This window comes from Flavobacterium sp. RSP15, from assembly GCF_003968755.1.
Taxonomy (GTDB): domain Bacteria; phylum Bacteroidota; class Bacteroidia; order Flavobacteriales; family Flavobacteriaceae; genus Flavobacterium.
Window position 1 is genome coordinate 185098 of record NZ_RYDL01000006.1, and the last position, 19021, is coordinate 204118.

The 19021-nt window shown below is 34.3% G+C and carries 24 protein-coding genes and 1 pseudogene; 10 read left to right on the forward strand and 15 right to left on the reverse strand.

All coding sequences use genetic code 11. The annotated features are described in order from the left end of the window. The 13 genes and pseudogenes from EKM00_RS08985 to EKM00_RS09045 form a co-directional block, all read right to left on the reverse strand. Complete coding sequence (locus EKM00_RS08985; RefSeq protein WP_158614754.1) at positions 1-195, reverse strand: heme-binding domain-containing protein; 195 nt, start codon at positions 193-195, stop codon at positions 1-3. After that, a pseudogene (locus EKM00_RS15255) lies at positions 150-548 on the reverse strand (DUF3347 domain-containing protein); the annotation flags it as partial. The pseudogene EKM00_RS15255 and the gene EKM00_RS08985, both read right to left, overlap by 46 nt. 123 nt (positions 549-671) lie before the next feature. Continuing rightward, positions 672-878, reverse strand: a complete 207-nt coding sequence (locus tag EKM00_RS15260) for a heavy metal-binding domain-containing protein (RefSeq protein ID WP_126455690.1) — start codon at positions 876-878, stop codon at positions 672-674. 191 nt (positions 879-1069) lie between these two features. Continuing rightward, on the reverse strand, positions 1070-1249 hold the full coding sequence (locus tag EKM00_RS15180; RefSeq protein ID WP_370453929.1) for a heavy metal-binding domain-containing protein: 180 nt from the start codon (positions 1247-1249) through the stop codon (positions 1070-1072). A gap of 306 nt (positions 1250-1555) precedes the next feature. Then, positions 1556-2284 carry a DUF3347 domain-containing protein gene (locus EKM00_RS09005; RefSeq protein WP_126515949.1) on the reverse strand — a complete coding sequence of 243 codons (729 nt, stop codon included), beginning with the start codon at positions 2282-2284 and terminating at the stop codon, positions 1556-1558. A 75-nt stretch (positions 2285-2359) separates the two neighbouring features. Next, positions 2360-3169, reverse strand: coding sequence for a hypothetical protein (locus tag EKM00_RS09010; RefSeq protein WP_126455696.1), 810 nt, complete (start codon positions 3167-3169; stop codon positions 2360-2362). Between the two features lies 1 nt (position 3170). Further along, entirely contained in the window at positions 3171-3698 is a 528-nt protein-coding gene (locus EKM00_RS09015; protein ID WP_126455698.1) for a heavy-metal-associated domain-containing protein, read from the reverse strand. A gap of 6 nt (positions 3699-3704) precedes the next feature. Beyond that, a complete protein-coding gene (locus EKM00_RS09020) occupies positions 3705-4175 on the reverse strand; it encodes a TlpA family protein disulfide reductase (protein WP_126515950.1) in 471 nt (156 codons plus the stop codon). A 19-nt stretch (positions 4176-4194) separates the two neighbouring features. Beyond that, a complete protein-coding gene (locus tag EKM00_RS09025) occupies positions 4195-5070 on the reverse strand; it encodes a DUF3347 domain-containing protein (protein WP_126515951.1) in 876 nt (291 codons plus the stop codon). Positions 5071-5224: 154 nt separating this feature from the next. Continuing rightward, on the reverse strand, positions 5225-5596 hold the full coding sequence (locus EKM00_RS09030; RefSeq protein WP_126515952.1) for a hypothetical protein: 372 nt from the start codon (positions 5594-5596) through the stop codon (positions 5225-5227). Between the two features lie 86 nt (positions 5597-5682). Further along, a complete protein-coding gene (locus EKM00_RS09035; protein ID WP_126455706.1) occupies positions 5683-6027 on the reverse strand; it encodes a phage holin family protein in 345 nt (114 codons plus the stop codon). Between the two features lie 54 nt (positions 6028-6081). Next, positions 6082-6840 carry an alpha/beta fold hydrolase gene (locus EKM00_RS09040; protein WP_126515953.1) on the reverse strand — a complete coding sequence of 253 codons (759 nt, stop codon included), beginning with the start codon at positions 6838-6840 and terminating at the stop codon, positions 6082-6084. A 38-nt stretch (positions 6841-6878) separates the two neighbouring features. Next, positions 6879-7592: a pyridoxine 5'-phosphate synthase gene (locus tag EKM00_RS09045; RefSeq protein WP_126454123.1), complete on the reverse strand. Its 714-nt coding sequence runs from the start codon at positions 7590-7592 to the stop codon at positions 6879-6881. Positions 7593-7705: 113 nt separating this feature from the next. Between EKM00_RS09045 and EKM00_RS09050 the strand changes: the two genes are divergently transcribed. From EKM00_RS09050 to murI, 8 genes are all read left to right on the forward strand, one after another. Further along, complete coding sequence (locus tag EKM00_RS09050) at positions 7706-8365, forward strand: CBS domain-containing protein (protein WP_126515954.1); 660 nt, start codon at positions 7706-7708, stop codon at positions 8363-8365. Positions 8366-8443: 78 nt separating this feature from the next. Then, positions 8444-9328 carry an NAD kinase gene (locus EKM00_RS09055; RefSeq protein WP_126515955.1) on the forward strand — a complete coding sequence of 295 codons (885 nt, stop codon included), beginning with the start codon at positions 8444-8446 and terminating at the stop codon, positions 9326-9328. Positions 9329-9495: 167 nt separating this feature from the next. Next, on the forward strand, positions 9496-10170 hold the full coding sequence (locus tag EKM00_RS09060) for a DUF6089 family protein (RefSeq protein ID WP_126515956.1): 675 nt from the start codon (positions 9496-9498) through the stop codon (positions 10168-10170). Positions 10171-10174: 4 nt separating this feature from the next. After that, on the forward strand, positions 10175-10915 hold the full coding sequence (locus EKM00_RS09065; RefSeq protein WP_126454131.1) for an isoprenyl transferase: 741 nt from the start codon (positions 10175-10177) through the stop codon (positions 10913-10915). After that, entirely contained in the window at positions 10848-13577 is a 2730-nt protein-coding gene (locus tag EKM00_RS09070) for a BamA/OMP85 family outer membrane protein (protein WP_126454133.1), read from the forward strand. The genes EKM00_RS09065 and EKM00_RS09070 overlap by 68 nt, the downstream gene beginning before the upstream one ends. A 37-nt stretch (positions 13578-13614) precedes the next feature. Continuing rightward, positions 13615-14637 (forward strand): OmpH family outer membrane protein, encoded by a 1023-nt coding sequence (locus EKM00_RS09075; protein ID WP_126454135.1) that lies wholly within the window; start codon positions 13615-13617, stop codon positions 14635-14637. A 21-nt stretch (positions 14638-14658) separates the two neighbouring features. Further along, the gene (locus EKM00_RS09080; protein ID WP_126454137.1) at positions 14659-15159 is read left to right on the forward strand and encodes an OmpH family outer membrane protein; all 501 of its coding nucleotides are present in this window, start codon (positions 14659-14661) and stop codon (positions 15157-15159) included. A gap of 110 nt (positions 15160-15269) precedes the next feature. Next, positions 15270-16049 carry a glutamate racemase gene (gene murI / locus EKM00_RS09085; protein ID WP_126515957.1) on the forward strand — a complete coding sequence of 260 codons (780 nt, stop codon included), beginning with the start codon at positions 15270-15272 and terminating at the stop codon, positions 16047-16049. 12 nt (positions 16050-16061) lie between these two features. Here murI and EKM00_RS09090 read toward each other — a convergent pair whose 3' ends face one another. Together EKM00_RS09090 and EKM00_RS09095 are read right to left on the reverse strand one after the other, a co-directional pair. Further along, positions 16062-16577: a gamma carbonic anhydrase family protein gene (locus tag EKM00_RS09090; protein WP_126515958.1), complete on the reverse strand. Its 516-nt coding sequence runs from the start codon at positions 16575-16577 to the stop codon at positions 16062-16064. Between the two features lie 11 nt (positions 16578-16588). Continuing rightward, positions 16589-17587 (reverse strand): PorP/SprF family type IX secretion system membrane protein, encoded by a 999-nt coding sequence (locus EKM00_RS09095; RefSeq protein ID WP_126454143.1) that lies wholly within the window; start codon positions 17585-17587, stop codon positions 16589-16591. Positions 17588-17756: 169 nt separating this feature from the next. Between EKM00_RS09095 and EKM00_RS09100 the strand changes: the two genes are divergently transcribed. Beyond that, positions 17757-18656, forward strand: coding sequence for a NifU family protein (locus tag EKM00_RS09100; RefSeq protein ID WP_126515959.1), 900 nt, complete (start codon positions 17757-17759; stop codon positions 18654-18656). 86 nt (positions 18657-18742) lie between these two features. Beyond that, positions 18743-18961 (forward strand): dodecin family protein, encoded by a 219-nt coding sequence (locus EKM00_RS09105; protein ID WP_126515960.1) that lies wholly within the window; start codon positions 18743-18745, stop codon positions 18959-18961. The last annotated feature ends 60 nt before the right edge of the window (positions 18962-19021 follow it).

A 19021-nucleotide genomic window follows, 5' to 3' on the forward strand; every position in this document is an offset into this window, starting at 1 on the left:
TTAATGTTTTGATGAAAGACTGTCTTTCATTTTATCTATCCAGTGGATTATTTCTTCTTTTTGAATCCCGGTAAGGATTGCATTTCTATGAATTACCGTATAAGAAGTCAAAGGCATTTCATTAGACGTTATTTGTTTGATAATTCGATCTAATTTATTCCCTTGCTTTCTGGAAGAATATTTACTGATCCACAAGTAAGCATTTGAGCACCATAATATAGATTTCTGATTTCTTTATTTTCACTTATCCAATAACCACTTTTCCCCTCATCATACATTGGACAATGATCCTGATACAATTTTTGAGTAGTTCCAAAGGTTTTTATCAAATCATTTATGTCTTTGCTCAACATGGCAAAATGTTCCCTTTGATGTTCTAATTTACCAGAGTTACCCCCAATGTGTTCCGCATGCTCTTTGGCATCATCGGCAATATCAACATATTCCATTTTCAATTTCGCATTTAGTGATTTTGAATCTATAGCATTTAGAGTCGCATATAAAGCTTTCCCAGCGTTTGCCGCTCCTTTGGGATCATCCTTTACAAGTGCATTCTTAAGTTATAGATAATTATTTACTATTTCGGTGATAGAAAAAGAAGATTGAGGAGTCGCTACAACCGTTGTTTCTATATTAGTTTCAACGAACGTAGTTGGGATATTTTTTGCATTTTAGTTAACCGGCTCGGTTAATTCCATTCCGCATTTAGAACATTTATCTCCCTTTTTTCCTGTAATTTCAGGATGCATCGAACATGAATATAATTGCGAAACACTTTCTGTTTTCTCAGGATTTGTTGCGCCAGAATCTTCCTTTTTTTGGTTACACGAAACCATTACTAGTGTCATTACTATGGTCGAAAGAACTACATTTTTCATTTTTCTTGTTTTTTATTTAATTATAATTGCATTACTGAGTAAGTCAAAAGTTTAAACGTCATAAAGTTAAAAGGAGCAATATTGTAAATAGTAGTTTAAAATCAATCTGTTGCATCATTTTGTCTAATTTTAAAACACGACATTATACAGTGGTTGCTACTTACCGTCCATTTTGCAAACGTACTTTGAAACTACCTCTGTTTTTTTTCTTTACCTGATGTGTCGTGTTTTAGTGTTTTTACTAATTTCATTCCACATTTACTGCACTCTCCTTCTTTACTGCTTATCTCATTTACATGCATTGAACAAGCATACATTTCTTTATGGGTTTCCTTTTGGGAAGATTTCCTCGCTTCTTGAGCTGATGCCATGGAATTCACAGCTAAGAATACACTTAGTACGATAATTCATGTTTTCTTTTTTTCTATTATTAAAATATTAAACTAAAGATACATTGCTACTAAACAAAGGTACATACCCTACTATTTTAACTTGTTGCAGAATTTTGGAAATGATTTATAAGTTTTACAACCTATCAATTTACAGTCTGTTATTTTCTACTAATTCGACTTCTCCTAACTTCACCGAAATAGGAAAAATTCCAAGTTTTTCGAGCTCGGATTTCACAACCATTATACAGCGACCACCTACCATCTTTTTGATATAGAATTTCATCGTTATTGAACTGCTCCTATTCTCCTGCCACAATTTAGCATCTCCGCACCAAAATAGGGATTGATGACGTCTTGGGTTTCACTGATCCAATACCCGTTTTTTCCTGCTCCATACATGGGACAGTAATCCTGATATACTGTTTGTTTGGTTCCAAAGGCTTTTATCAAATCAAAAACATCTTTGCTCAATAACGAAAAATACGTTCTTTGATGCTCCATTTTACCGGCATTATCCCCAATATGTTTGACATTTACTTTGGCATCCACAACAAAAGCATTGTATTTATTTTTTAATTTGGTGTCTAATGAAGTTGCGCTGGAACTATTCAATATAGCATGCAAATCTTTTGCCGCGATGGCTGCTCCTTTTGAATCGTCTTTGGTTAATGCATTTTTAATTTTGAGATAATTAGATACAATAGCATCGGTTGGAAAAGTCGTTTTGTCAGCACTCTCCGTTTTGAGCACAGCACCGGATTTTACCTTGGTTTCAACAAGAGTTAGCTCTTTTTCAGTAGGGATTGTTTGCACCACTTTCTCGGTTAGTTCCATCCCGCATTCTGAACATTCTCCACCGGATGCACCAGTAACTTCTGGATGCATAGGACAGGCGTATAATTCCGTAGCTTTTTCTGTTTTTCCAGAACTTGTAGCTGTAGCTTCTTTGTTTTTCTGGCCACAAGAGACCGTGATAAAGACCGTTATTAAGGACAAAAGCATTATTTTTTTCATTGTATTTTTTTATAATTACAAATTTACTTTTATTTAAAACAACTATTCATTGTTATAAATCTGAGCTTTATCTATTTATTTTATGATATTAAAAAAATTATATTCTAAGTTTAAATAAATTCCATTGGGTGCTGTACGCATCATAGAACTCATAATTTCCCTCCGGTAAGCCAAATCCAAACGGGCTTGACTATTGAAAATAAATTGTATTGCCGGAACCACATCAAGATACGATTTTCCATTTTCATTGATAGTTTGCCCAACAAATTCAACCATCAGGTTAATATTTGTTTGTTTAAAACTGGTGTATTTTTTGGGATACATCAGTTTGCCAAAAGACAAGGTATAATTCGTGGCGTTATTGCCTAATTCACTTGGAAAAGGATAATTTGGTTTATTATCAAATGCCTTTTCAAAACTTACCGACGAACTAATTGCTACTTTTTTTATCAGTTTCGTAGCCACTAATCCAGTCTCAAAACCCGTATTGTGCCCCATAATTTCAATTTGATCCTGATGAATGTCCGCGTTATTAAAACTATACCTTCCGAAAGCAGCCAAACGAAAATGACTGTTTAAATCATCCGTCGAGAAAAACCGGTATTTGGCATAGAAACCGCCTCCCTCTGTAACCAATTGACTGTTTCTATTACTGACAAATGCGGTAGCCCTAACCATCAAATTTTTATTCAAACCATAGGTCACTTCCGGCATCAAATGATAGTTGTACCCTTCATTAAATTGCTTCTCAAAAAGGGATTGTGACACTCTGACACTCAATGAATTTGCAGGGATATTACTGGCAGGATCCGTAACAACAAATAATTCCTGGGCTTGCATTTGAGCCGATATCAGGAATAGGACAGCAAAGCGTAAATAACTCATATTAAATTGTTTTAAGGTGAAAATTATTTTCATTTTCGACCAGATAACTAGGGTATTTCGATAATGTTTTAAGTGTTTTTTTATACTCTTTTTGAGTAACAAAACCTTTATCAACTACTTTTAACTTTGTTTCCCCGTTCATTGTCTTTGCTTTCACATCAACGAATATAAAGGTGTGTTGACCATTTTTCAATGCTAGGTTGTCTTCTATTTTTAAATTATCGAAAGCCATTGTCAACACCATGGAACCCACAAAAAAGCCAGCTTTTTCGACACTCGTTTTTAAAGTTTTTGGACTTATTGTGTTATTTTTCTTCAAATAAACAGTAAACGTATTCGTATTTAGATCTGTGCTGACGCTGTCTACTTCAGTCATGGCCTTTAGCTGTTTGTTAATTGCATTAGAACACATGGAACACGTTAAACCCGTTGCAATTATGTCTGCTTTTGAAATTTGAGAATAGGACTTCATGCTTGCCATCAAAACCAAACAAACAATACCAATTAATTTTATACTTATATTTTTCATCGTATTTTATTTTTTTATTTGCACTAAAATTTGTTCTTCTGTTGGATTTACAGCAACCAGTTTCCCTGCTGCATCAAAAAGGTAGGCACTAGGCAACTGCTCTACGCCAAAGACTAAAACCGATGGCGCATCAAACCCTTTGGGGTCAATCAACTGCTCATATTCTAATTTGTCTTTTTGAATGGCACTTATCCATTTCGCTTGATCCGTATCCAGGGATATCCCTATAATTTCGAAATTTTCTGTTTTATACTGATTGTAAAAAGGGGCCAGCTTTTTATTGGCCATTCTACACGGTGCGCACCAAGAAGCCCAAAAGTCAATTAAGACGGTTTTCCCTTTTGCAGAAGCCAAACTTACAGTGGCCTCTTTATTATTTTTAAGTTCAAAATCAGGTAAATTATCTCCAATTTTTATCTGGGCATTAGCCGTTGAAAAACTGATTATTACACTTACTACCAGAATTATTTTTTTCATTTTATTTTCCTTTAAATAATTATTGAATCGTCTCGACCGTTTTTCCACAAGTCATCATTTGCGAACCGTAATACGGATTCTTAACGGCACTTTCTTTGCTCAACCAGTTGGCTCCTTTACCGCCATTTGCCATAGGACAAAACTGAAGATAAACCGGAGTCTCGTATTTAGCCACTTTTATCAATTCATACATCGATTTTGATAAATCCATGAAATGATCTCTCTGATGAGAAATATCTTTTGTATCACCAATATGCTCAGAATGTTCTTTTAAGTCATTCAAAACTTTCATCCAAACAATATGTTCTTCCGATTTTAGTGTTTCCATCTTCACGGAATTGATTGCCATTAATAAATCCTTCGCTTTCAAGGAAGTACTGTTTCCGTCTGTTTTCACTAAAGCATCTTTTAAAAGAAAATAGCTATCCAAAACAGCTTTTAATGTAGTATCTACTTGTTGTTTTGTAACTGCATTATCTGAGTGATTGGCGTGAGCTGCATGATTTTCTGTAGTAACGGTTTCCATTTTCGTTGCTGGAGAAACGGCTACTTTTGCTTCTCTTTCATATTGGCAACAGCCATGTAGTTTGTCATAAACAGCATCTGGAGCAAGAAACTTATCACTGTCATACCCTGCTAAAGCAATGCGTTTCAGGATTTCGTCTTGACTTGTTTTAGTCGAGTCATACGTGAGTGTTGCCATTTTGGTGTCTTTATTCCACTCGACTTTCGCTGCTTTTTTCAGGTTACCTGTAGTTTCTATGGTGCTTTTACACATCTCACAGTTGCCATATATTTTTACCGTTTCTGTTGTAGCATTTTTAATTTGCGCATGGCTGATTGTGATTGAAAGCAACAGAGTAGTTGCCATCAATATTTTTTTTATTGAATTCATTTTTGATATTATTTTGAAGTGAATTAGTCGTAAAAACCATTGAAAACAATTGCTTGTGAGGCTCTGTTTTAAACTGCAATTGACTAAAATTTATTGATTTTTAAAGCATGTACTGCTTTGAACTAGACAGTCGTTTGGCTGTCAAAAAAGAAATTTAGCTTATTTTAGGTGGAAGCCAAATAGAACGGAAATGGGATGAGATAAAGATTTCCGAGTAATAATAATTTTGTTTTTCAGTAGAAAAACTAAAAATTTGCTTGTTTAATTCCGTGTTAAATATGGATGTTAAACCCAAATGAATTGCTGTACTGCCACAAGAAATACTCTTACAAGCACCGTTACAACCATCATGCGAGCCTTTATTTGATTTTTTTTCTTTATTACAACAGTCTTTTTGCTCCGTTTTTGAAGAAAATTCTTTTTTGCAACACGATTTCTCTGCTTTTATTCCACACGCAATAGCTACGCTTGGAGTCATAAAGAACCCAAGCGTAACTAGTAACAATATGTAAAATTTTTTAGACATAGCATCGTTTAAATAAAGTACAAAGATATTGATTGATTCTTAATTTCAAATGCATTACGTCATAAATACGTGTTAAAAACAGCCTATTATTTTCCCTCGCCTAGAATTCCATTCATTATAGACTGCGATACGGATAATATAATACTAAAAAACAACGCAGTCCAAAACGTATCTACGCGAAAACCACCCACAATTTTCGTACACAACAAAATCATCAGTGCATTGATAACCAATAAAAACAAACCTAAAGTTAGTATCGTTACCGGCAAAGTTAGTAGCACTAATATTGGCTTGATAAATATATTGAGTAATCCAAGAACAATTGCCACAATCAAAGCCGTGGCGAATCCATCTACACGCACGCCTGGCATAAAGTTAGCAATAAGCAATACTAAACCTGAGGTAATAAGAATTTTGATGAGTAAATTCATAAGTTTATCTTTTTAAATTTTAATAAATGTAGTAAAAATTAGAAACCATCGCCTTTAATTTAAGAAAGAAGTGACTTTTTGATAGAACTCAGCTGGATTTTCGGCATGAAGCCAATGCCCTACATTAGGGATCGTTTCAATATTTGAATCTGGGAAATGCTGTTTTATAATTTCAAAATCACTGTCTAAAATATAATTTGATTTTCCGCCGCGAATGAACAAGGTTGATTTCTCGAAAACGGAATTCTTTGGCAACGGAATTCCTATTTCATCCATTTTTGCATTGAAAACTGCCAAATTAAATCGGAAAGCAAGTTGCCCGGGCTCTTGCCAAAACAGATTCTTCATCAAGAATTGTCTGGTTCCAAAATCAGAAACAAACTTCTCCATGATTTCTTCGACATCACTTCGACTTGGTTTTTTTGAAAAATCAACCGCATTCAATCCCGCCAAAATATCCTGATGATGCTGCGGATAAAATTTTGGTCCTATGTCCGCAACAATTAACTTATTAACTAATTCAGGATACAACGTTGCCAAAAGCATGGCTATTTTCCCGCCCATCGAGTGTCCTAAAATATTGATATTTTCTAATTCATGAGCTTGACAGTACTCGTAAACATCCTGCGCCATAATTTCGTAGGTAAAATTCTCTGAGTGCAGGCTTCGTCCGTGGTTGCGTAAATCGAGAATATGAACCTGAAAATCAGTTGCGAATTGCGTTCCGAGTGTTTTCCAGTTATCGGACATCCCCAGAAATCCGTGAAGAATTAAAAGTGGTTCTCCTGAGCCTTCTATTTTTGAAAAAAGCATATGATTTTAGATTTTAACGTTATGATTTAAATTAAAAACTATTTTAATTTTTGCAGATACATATTTACCACATTGTCTAATCCCAGATAAATAGCTTCGGAAATCAGTGCATGACCAATAGAAACTTCGAGTAATCCCGGGATATTTTGTTTAAAAAACTGAAGATTATCCAAACTCAAATCATGACCTGCATTGATCCCTAATCCAAGCTCATTGGCTAGGATAGCAGCGTGTGTGTATGGCACAATTCCGTTTTGATTTCCTAAACTGTATTGGTGTGCGAATGCTTCGGTATACAATTCAATTCTTTCGGTTCCAATTTTTTTTGCACCTTCAATCATTTCGAGAACAGGATCTACAAAAATGGACGTTCTAATTCCGTTTCGTTGCAACTCCTGAACAATTTCAGTCAAATAAGAAGCGTGTTTTATGGTATCCCAACCAGCATTAGATGTTATGGCATCAACAGCATCCGGAACGAGAGTTACCTGAGTCGGTTTTATTTCCAGAACAAGATCGATAAAGGTTTTTTCTGGATTTCCTTCTATATTATATTCCGTATAAACAGTCGTTTTTAAATCACGTGCATCCTGATAGCGAATGTGGCGCTCATCCGGACGAGGATGTATGGTAATTCCTTGCGCTCCGAACTTTTGAATGTCGGCAGCTACTTTTAATAAATCAGGAACATTTCCTCCACGAGCATTACGTAAAGTAGCTATTTTATTGATGTTTACACTTAATTTTGTCATTGGAACCCTTTTTGATTAAACCAGTACTATTTCTTGAGGCAAAAATACAAAGTAAAACTTAGGAGTTTTTGCTTATTTTTGATTATTTTGCATGAAATATTTTTGCCTTATTTATGATCGGAATTACAGACTATATAACCAATGATTTTAAAGCGATTAACAACCAAGATACTATTGCGGTTGTTCAAGAATTCTTCAGTGACGTCCACTTTTCACATTTCCCAATAATCGAAGAAGGGGTGTATCTGGGCAGTATTGCCCGCGAAGATCTAGAAACTTTTGACAGCACTAAAAAAGTATCTGATTTTCGTTATTCACTGGAAGGTTTTTTCACAAGAACTAATACAATATGGCTTGATGTGCTAGAAGTTTTTGCAAAAAATCAGACTAATTTAGTTCCGGTTTTAGACGAAAACAACACCTACGTGGGTTATTATCAAATAGAAGACATCATGAAGTTTTTTCATGAAACTCCTTTTTTAAAGGAACCCGGCGGCGTTATCGTTGTCAAGAAAGCCGCTTTAGATTATTCGATGAGTCAAATTACCCAAATAGTCGAAAGCAACAATGGTAAACTTTTAGGTGTATTCGTCTCCGAATTGGATGTTGAGAGTGTCGAAGTTACCTTAAAAATAACGTTAGGCGCTATAAATGAAATTATACAAACTTTCAGAAGATATGATTATGAAATTATATCCGAGCATCAAGAAGACAATTACATCAATAATTTAAAGGAACGCTCTGATTATTTAGACAAGTACCTTAATATATAGTGCTCGTTTAACCGATTATTTGTTTAATCGATTAAATACTAAAACAAACATATCAACATTAAACGATTACACAAAAAGATGAAAGTAGCGATCTACGGCCAATATTATCAAAACAGTACCGAACCTATTATAAACGACATCTTTGTTTTTTTTAACAAAAATAATGTAGAGATGATTATTGAGTCTCATTTTTTGCTGATGCTCAACGAAAGAAAAATTGTAGAAAAAAAATACAAAACCTTCACATCCCACACTGAACTTGATTCTAGTTTTGATATGCTCATCAGCATTGGAGGAGACGGAACTATTTTAAGAGCGGCCACTTTGGTGCGGGATTCCGGAGTTCCTATTTTAGGAATAAATGCGGGAAGACTAGGTTTCCTTGCAACCGTCCAAAAAGAGAATATCGCAACATTCATGCAATTTGTCATTGACAAAAAATACACCCTCTCAAAAAGAACATTACTGAGCGTAACCTGCACGCCACCAAATGAATCCATCCAAAAAATGGATTTTGCCATGAATGAAATTACGGTCAGTAGAAAAGACACTACATCGATGATTACGATAGACACGTACTTGAATAACGAATTTTTAAATTCATATTGGGCCGATGGGTTAATTATATCAACACCAACAGGATCTACCGGGTATTCCTTAAGTTGTGGCGGTCCAATCTTGACACCTGATGTAAAATGTATTGTCATCACCCCAATTGCCCCCCACAATCTAACGGCCAGGCCTCTTGTTGTTCCGGATGAAACAGAAATTAGACTAAAAGTTTCCGGACGAGAGGAAAATTATTTAGTATCCTTAGACTCCAGAGTTACCTCGGTAAAGAACGAATCCATACTGACCTTAAAAAAAACCCCCTTTCAAATTAATATGGTAGAAATACCCGAAGAAACTTTTTTGAAAACCCTTCGAAGCAAATTACTTTGGGGACAAGATAAGCGCAACTAAATCATTTTAATAAATAATATACGATTCTACGTTTTTTTTTCGTTTGAATAAATAAAACACTCACTTTGCGCAATTTACTTGTCAATTAATCAAAAAAACACACATTTAACTGATTGAGTATTGAATCGTATTGATTATTATTATATTTGCACGCAATTTTTGATTGAATGAACAAGATTTTCTATTTATTGTTTGGCTTACTCCCATTGATGAACACCCAAGCTCAGATCCACGAAATTGGTGTTTTTGCGGGTGGAAGTAACTTTGTAGGCGATGTTGGTCCTACGACCTACCTTGCGCCAAACGAACCTGCTTTTGGGTTGTTGTACAAATGGAACAAAAGTCCAAGACATGCTTATCGCTTTTCATACATGCAGTCAAACATAAATTCAGATGATTCAGATTCAAAAGAAGCAGCAAGAAACCAAAGAGAATATCGTTTTGAAAACAATTTAAAAGAAGTCTCTTTAGGGCTTGAATTCAACTTTTTTGATTTTAATCTTCACGATTCTCGAACTAAAATTACACCTTATGTGTTTTCAGGACTCAGTTATTTCCTGAGCAGGTACAAATTGACAGACACGCAAGCAGGTACAACAGCCGAAGGCATAACTGAAAGAAGAAAATCAATAGCGATCCCAATGGTTTTAGGAATCAAATCAACATTATCTCCCACTTTAATATTGGGATTAGAAACCGGAGCACGGTATACGCTGACAGATAATATAGACGGAAGTTATAATGGAAATTTTGGGAATATAAATAATAATGATTGGTATGTCTTCACTGGCGTTACGCTAACGTATACTTTTGGAAACAAACCCTGTTATTGTGCAGAATAAAAAAATGAATTTACTAGACACTATAGATGCGACTAACCTACCAAACCATTTGGCTATCATAATGGATGGTAATGGCCGTTGGGCAAAACAAAAAGGGCTCTTACGAGCTTTAGGTCATGAAAGCGGGACAAAATCAGTAAAAAAAATAATTGAAGCCAGTGCTAAACTAGGCATTGATTTTCTAACACTCTATGCTTTTTCTACCGAAAACTGGAACAGACCCAAACTGGAAGTAGAAACCTTAATGAAGGTACTCATCAACTCCTTAAAAAAGGAATTAAAAACCTTACAGGAGAACAATATAAAACTGAATGCAATTGGTAATTTAGAAAAATTACCAAAATCTGCACAAAAAGAACTCCTCGACGTTATTAATAAGACAAAAAACAATACGCAAATGACACTAACCCTAGCGTTAAGCTACGGTTCCAGGGAGGAAATTGTCACTGCTGTAAAAAACATTTGCAGTAAAGTTAAAAATAATATAATTTCAATAGACGCTATTGACGATTCCATTATTAATGAGCATCTTTACACGCAAAATTTACCTGATGTAGATTTATTAATACGAACTAGTGGAGAGCATAGAATAAGTAACTTTTTGTTATGGCAAATTGCTTATGCAGAATTATATTTTACTGATGTATTGTGGCCAGACTTTAAAGAACAAGATTTATATGAGGCTATCATTAGTTATCAAAAAAGAGAACGTAGATTTGGAAAAACAAGTGAACAAATTAAATAATTATTTAGTGTTAAATAAAAGCATCAGAATAGCCCTCACCGTTTTAATTTTCGGAAGTTTTACACAAGTTAAAGCACAAGAAAGAGTTCCTTTTGATCAAGGAAAAAAATACATCCTAGGAGATGTAACAGTTGTTGGCGATATCACTTTCAATACTCAAACTGTAGTTACTTTTGCTGGTCTACAAAAAGGACAATCGATAACTATTCCTGGTGAACAAATAAGCAGCGCCATAAAAAAACTAGGGAAACTAGGATTGTTCGATGAAATTTCATTTTATATCAATAGAATAGAAAATGACAGCATCTATCTTGATTTGAATATCGTGGAATTACCAAAATTGAGTGGTGTAAAATTTGTAGGTGTAAAAAAGTCGAAAACGGAAGGTTTAATTAAAGACAACAGCCTTAATAAAGGGAAAGTAGTCAATGAAAACTTAATTACCACGACAAAAAATTACATCGAGAACAAGTATAAAAAAGATGGGTATTACAACACCAAAGTAAACATAAACACTGCCAAAGACACAACAACGATAAACCAAGTCAACATGGTTGTCAATGTAGACAAAGGAAATAAAGTAAAAATACAAAATATTGATTTTGTGGGTAACACGAAAATATCCGACAAAGTATTGCGTAAAGCAATGAAGGACACCAAACAAAAAAACTTCCTGCGTGTTTTAAAAGGCTCTAAATTTATAAAAGAAAAATACAAATCGGATTTAGAAAACGTGATCGCTTCTTACAAAGAGAAAGGCTATAGAGATGCCAGAATACTTTCGGATTCTGTTACCTATGACAAAGACAAAAATGCCTTGATGATTAAAATAAATGTCGAAGAAGGAAATAAATACTTTTTTGGAAACATTAAATTTTTAGGAAATACCGTTTATCCTGATCAATATCTAAACAGAATTTTAGGTGTCAAAAAAGGGGAAACCTACAACGGAGTGCTTCTGGAGAAAAGAATTGCAGACAAATCAAAACCTGACGGAGAGGACATCACGAATTTATACCAAAACAGCGGTTATTTGTTTTCTAATATCAATGCTGTAGAGGTAAGAACCGCAAATGATACCATTGACTTTGAAATCAGAGTTACTGAAGGACCAATTGCATACTTCAATAAAATTACAGTTGTAGGAAACGACAAGACCAATGACCGAGTAATTTACCGGGAATTAAGAACCAAACCAGGAGAAAAATACAGCAAAGAAGAGTTAGTACGAACCATTAGAGAGATTGGACAATTAGGATTTTTTGATCCGGAAACTATCGATCCAAAGTTCAAGAATGTTGATTCAGGAGCAGGAACTGTTGATATTGAATACAATCTAACAGAGAAAGGATCCAGCCAAATCGAACTTCAAGGTGGTTATGGTGGTGGTGGTTTCATTGGAACATTAGGACTTTCTTTTAATAACTTTTCAGCCAGAAACTTACTCAATAAAGAAGCCTACAAACCATTACCAATGGGAGATGGCCAAAAAGTATCGCTACGTTTACAGGCCAGCACCTTTTTTCAAACGTATAGCGTCTCGTTTTCCGAGCCTTGGTTTGGAGGTAAAAAACCCGTGTCTTTTAGCACCTCATTGTCATACAGCAAACAATTTTTGAATAATTTTATAACACAAAGAGCCGATAGAACTAAGAGTTTTAATATCATTACATTATCCGTTGGCTTGTCAAAAAGATTAACGGTTCCGGATGACAACACGTATTTATCTCAATCAGTAAGTTACCAACATTATGATTTAAATAATTACAACACTGGATTATTTACTTTTGGAGACGGGTCTTCCAGAAACTTAGCGTACACCATAGGACTAACGCATACCAATAAAGGATTCAATCCTATATTTCCAACGTACGGGTCCGAATTTAGTTTATCCGCAAAATTTACACCACCCTATTCATTGTTGAATGGTATAGATTATGCCACACTAGGCGATAAAGAAGAATATAAATTAAAAAATACTGTTGACCGACAAAATGAACCTGATGGAAATGGGAATATTGTTCAAATTGGAGATTATATTGACACTAACGGAAACAAAGTGACTGATTTTAACCTTGCAGCAACAAACATCAGTAAAGTAGATCAAGAGCGATTTAAATGGTTGGAATATTATAAAATAAAGTTTAAAGCAGACTGGTATACTAAGATTTACGGAAAATTAGTCCTTAGAACGTTGACTGAATTTGGTTTTCTCGGAGCATACAATCAAGATAGAGGTTCAGTTCCATTTGAACGATTTTATCTTGGGGGCGACGGACTGGCTAACTTTTCTATGGATGGTAGAGAAACCATACAGCTAAGAGGGTATCCTAATAATTCATTGACACCCGTAAACAGCACAGAAGATCAAATTGGAGCTACGGTTTTTAACAAATTCTCAATGGAGTTACGCTATCCGATAACATTAAAATCATCCGCATCAATTTATGCTTTGGCATTCATGGAAGCAGGTTCATCATTTAGTGATTTCAAAAGCTATAACCCTTTTGCTTTAAGTCGTTCTGCAGGAGTTGGGTTGCGTGTATTCATGCCTGCATTTGGTTTATTGGGAATTGATTTTGGCCATGGTTTTGACGCTCTGCCAGGAGAAGCAGAACCAAACGGATGGGAAACTCACTTTATTATTGGACAACAATTCTAAAAAATTGATTTAAGATTTTTCTAATACGTCACTATTTATGAGAAAACAATTTTTATATCTATTTTTAATCTTAGCAGTTGCGCAGACGATGAAGGCGCAAACTAGAGGAACCAAACTGGGCTATATTGACATGGAATACATTTTACAGAATGTTCCAAATTATACCGAAGCAAAAGTTCAATTAGAGCAAAAAACCCAAAAATGGAAACTAGAAATTGAAACTAAAAAAATTGAAATCAATAAATTAAAAGATGCGTTAAAAGCCGAAAAAGCACTATTAACCAAAGAACTCATTAGCGAAAGAGAAACAGAAATTAGTTTCCTCGAAAATGAAAATTTAGACTATCAACAAAAAAGATTTGGACCCAGTGGCGATTTGATCCTACAAAAATCTATTTTGGTAAAACCAATACAGGATCAAATTTTTACTGCCGTTCAGGATATTGCTGAAGCAAAAAAATATGATTTTATCTTTGATAAAGCCTCTGATCTTACCATGCTGTTTGCCGCAAAAAGATTTGATATCAGTGAGCAAGTATTACGCATTTTGAACCGTACAGAAAAAAGAGAACAACTGACAAAAAAACAACTTCAGGAAGAAGAAGCTAGAGAAAGCAAGGAAGATGCGTCAGATGAAAATCCTGCATTAGCCGATAGACAAAAAATCCTGAACGATAAAAAAATAGCCCGAGACAAACTGCTCGAAGATCGAAAATTACTTCAAGAACAAAGAAAAAAAGAATTTAATGACAAGAGAAAACAAATAATAGCTGACAGAGAAGCTAAAAAAAATGGCACGGTTTCTGCAAATATTAAAATAACTGACACCGTTACAGCACCATCAGTAAGTGACTTAAAAAAAGACAATGCTAAAGAAACTGTTGAATTAGCCAAAAATAAACAAGCTGATGCCAGAACTAAAACATTGGAAGATCGTAAAAAAGTCATTGAAGATCGCAGGAAAGCTTTAGAAGAAAGAAGAAAAAAAATACTGGAAGACAGAGAAGCTATCAAAAAAGCTAAAGAGGAAAAAATAAAAGAAAATACAAACAATAATTAATTACTAAATATTTTAAAAACGATGAAACAAATCAAAACCCTATTAATTGCTGCCCTTGTTATTTTAGGAGCAAATCAAACACTTACTGCGCAAACAAAAACGGCACATGTAGATGTAAGTGAAATTATGACAAAAATGCCTGCAATGTTAGATGCTCAAAAACAATTAGATAAGTTGAGTACTACGTATGATGCTGATTACAAAAAAATGGTTGAAGAATACCAAGCTAAATTAAAAAAATACGAAGCAGAAGCTGCAACAGTTACTGAAGTTATTAACACAGAACGTTCTAAAGAGGTTCAGGACATGCAAAAAAGAATTGTTGATTACAGAGACAATGCTCAAAAAGAATTGCAACAAAAAGAATCTGATATCGTAAAACCATTAATGGAAAAAGTAAGAGCTTCGATCCAAAAAGTGGGTAAAGCAAAAGGGTATCAATATGTTTTAGACGGTTCAACTCTTTTACTTGCTGATGGTCCAAACTTGACTATGGATGTAAAAAAAGATTTAGGTTTCTAAAAAAAGAACAAAGTTCAAAAAAACTGCTCACCTTATATTAGGACAGAGCAGTTTTTTTTGTTTAACAAATATTCTAGGAAATTAAAATTTCAGCGCGTAACTTTGTTTCTATGGACAACAACGATCAACCTATAGGGATTTTTGACTCAGGAATAGGTGGCACCTCCATCTGGAAAGCAATTCACAAACTACTTCCAAACGAGAAAACCATATACCTAGCCGATAGCAGCAATGCACCCTACGGACAAAAAACAAAAGAGGAAATTGTTGCATTAAGCATGAAAAATACCGAATTCCTGCTTGATATGAAATGTAAATTAATTGTAGTTGCCTGCAATACGGCAACAACTAATGCCATTCAAGAATTAAGAGCTAAATATAATGTTCCTTTCATAGGAATTGAACCTGCAATAAAACCAGCAGTCACTCATTCAAAAACACAAATAATAGGAATTCTGGCTACACAAGGCACACTAAACAGTGAACTTTTCAATAAAACCACTGAGAAGTATCAAGATACTAAAATAATTGAGCAGGTGGGACATGGATTGGTGCAATTAATTGAAAATGGAGAGATCAACTCGCCCGAAATGACCACATTACTTCAAGCCTACCTGATTCCTATGATTAATGCCAATATTGATTATTTAGTCTTAGGTTGCAGTCACTATCCGTATCTGATTCCTCAAATAAAAAAAATACTTCCTAAACACATTCACATTATAGATTCCGGTGAAGCAGTTGCCAAACAAACTCAAAACATATTGCGGGAAAATATAGGTTTAGCATCATCACAAAGCAACGAACCTATTTTTTATACGAACACCAATCCAAAAGTATTGACTGAAATTTTAGAAAACAAGTATACGGTAGAGCAGGAAAATTTCTAAAACGGCTGAATATTACTCCTCCTTGAACCAACTGGAATACAAAACATAATTATTCGAAATGCGTTCAATTTCTCCTGCAAAATCGGACTGATCTATATCCTTAACTTTTCTAGCGGGAACTCCTGCCCAGATTGTCCCTGAGCCTACAACAGTGTTCTGAGTAACAACAGCACCGGCAGCTACAATAGAATTACTTTCGATAACACAATTGTCCATTACTATCGCTCCCATTCCAATCAATACATTATCGTGAACCACACAACCGTGAACGATTGCATTATGTCCAATAGAAACATTATTTCCTATGAGCGTAGGGTGTTTTTTGTACGTACAATGAATAATAGCACCATCTTGAATGTTGACTTTGTTCCCAATTTTAATACAATTAACATCTCCTCTGATAACTGCATTAAACCATACACTACAGTTGGTTCCAAAAGTAACATCGCCAACAATAGTGGCATTTTCAGCAACATAACAATCCTTCGGAATAGAAGGTGATTTACCGTTGACAGATTTTATTAGCATGATAAGATAAATTAGTTAATTGCCGGACAATTGCAATCGTATTTAACAGGTTTACAAAACAAATCAATCCCAAGGGTAATTTGGTGGTAACCACCATTATCAAATTTTACCGCACCAGACAATTGAGAATACGTATAAGCGACCATAAATTGATCAAAATTTACACCCACAATTGGTGTTATATATTGTAGTTTTTGTTTCGAAATTGTATTGCCAACAAGATACTCTGCACCATCAAAACTTCTTCGATAGGACAATCCTCCCCAAACTCTACCAAAATCTAAATTTTTATATGCTTTCAAATTAAGGTCAATTGACTTCTCTTTCGTTTGATCCACCAATTGGAATAAAACAGAAGGCTCCCATAAAATTTGATCTGAATTACCAAAAACGTACCCTGCACTGAATAAAAATTTTCTTAAGTTATCACTTTCATATTCCGTGTAAATATTTCTTCTAATTTCAATTGCATTTTTTACTGTAGCATGCGCGTAAAAATCTAAAAAATTATAGGATATTCCAAAGTCCACATTAAAATACGAATCTTTTTGAACCACCGTTCCATCAATTATTGGATCAAAATCACCTGACTGCAAAAAAGCGGTCTCATCTAATTGACTTTGTATCAATCCACCACTAATCCCGAAAGACAATTGATTTAAATCAATTTCATCTCTAGAAAACATAAGGTGATACGCATACGTCAATTTTATTCCTTTTTGAGAATGATACCCGTTTTTATCATTAAAAAGTATAAAACCCGCCCCTGCTTTTTCACCTACTTTACCATTAAAACTGAGTGTTTGTAATTCAGGCGCGTCTTTCTGATCGAACCATTGCTTACGACCGGTTAACCTAATTTTAGCGCAATTTGCCGCACCAGCCATAGAAGGATGTATCAAGTAATAATTATCTGATAAATAATCTGAGTACACAGGTATTCCTTCCTGAGAAAAGGAATAAAGAGACATCAAAAAAATAATGGCTAGAAATCTAATCTTATTATGCATTTAAATACTTTTTAGTAAAACGGATTCGATCAAAAAACAATATAAATTTATTAAAAAAAAGCAAAGGCAGAATCAAAAACGTAAACTAAAGTTAATTTATTCATTAAAAAATCAAATATAGGTATTCGTAGAAAATAACTTTAGTAAATTTGTAAAAAATTCAAAACTGATGAACAAAGTTACCATAAAAGAGACCCAAAATCCGACTATATTAAAATTTGAATTTAACGATTTTATCACTCAAAATGAAAGTTTTGAATTCAAAAATATAGACGAGGCAAAAACATCCCCTTTAGCACAACAATTATTTTACCTGCCTTTCGTAAAAACAATTTATATCTCCGGGAATTTTATTGCTATTGAAAAATATAATATTGTAGAATGGCATGATGTCAAAGATGCTGTGGCGGAACAAATAGACAAATTTGTAAATGATGGTGGAACAATCATCGCTATAGAAGAAAACAAGCCTAAAAAACAACCAGTAACCGTATATGGCGAAACAACTCCTAATCCGTCAGCTTTGAAATTTGTTGTTAGCAAAATGCTTACCAAAAAAGCTATTGAATTCAAAAATATCGATCAAACTGGCGCTTCTCCATTGGCAAAAGAGCTGTTTAAATTCGCTTACGTTAAAGAAATTTTTATCGATGAAAATTACATTTCCGTAACCAAATATGAAGTCAATGAATGGCAAGAAATAACCTTAGAACTAAGAAGTTTCATCAAGCAATACATAGAAAACGGCGGAACTGTTTTAGATGAAAATTATATTGCCACGGTAGCTGCACAAGAAAAAATAAAAGTAAAAGAATTTGATACACTGGATGTCACTTCGCAACAAATCATCAATATATTAGAAGAATATGTAAAACCCGCAGTACAAGCTGATGGTGGAAATATAGCCTTCGATTCCTATAACGAAGCCGACAAAACCGTAAAAGTGATTTTACAGGGTGCTTGTAGCGGCTGTCCTTCCTCTACATTTACTTTAAAAAGCGGGATAGAAAACATGTTAAAAAGCATGTTAAATGACGAAAGCATCAAAGTAGAGGCGATAAATGCATAAAAGGAAAAACATTTAAAATATTGACATAAAAATAGTTACGTTAAAAAAATTGGCGAATTTTAATTTTATCTTAACACCTAGAAATCATGTCAATATTAAAAGTAATTGAAATTCTTTGCAGTTCTAAAACAAGTTGGCAAGATGGAGCTCAAAAAGGAATAGCCAAAGCCTGGAAATCTGTAAAACACGTGCGGTCCGTCTATGTCCATGACCAAAGCGCAACCGTCAGTATTGGTTTTTATAATAGAATTTCGAATAAATCTAAAATTAACTTTCGAACACGAATAGTGTCTTGTCCTGAATAACCGATACAGATTATTAGATAAAAATATTTAATTAAACACTTGCAAAAACGTTTTTGCAAG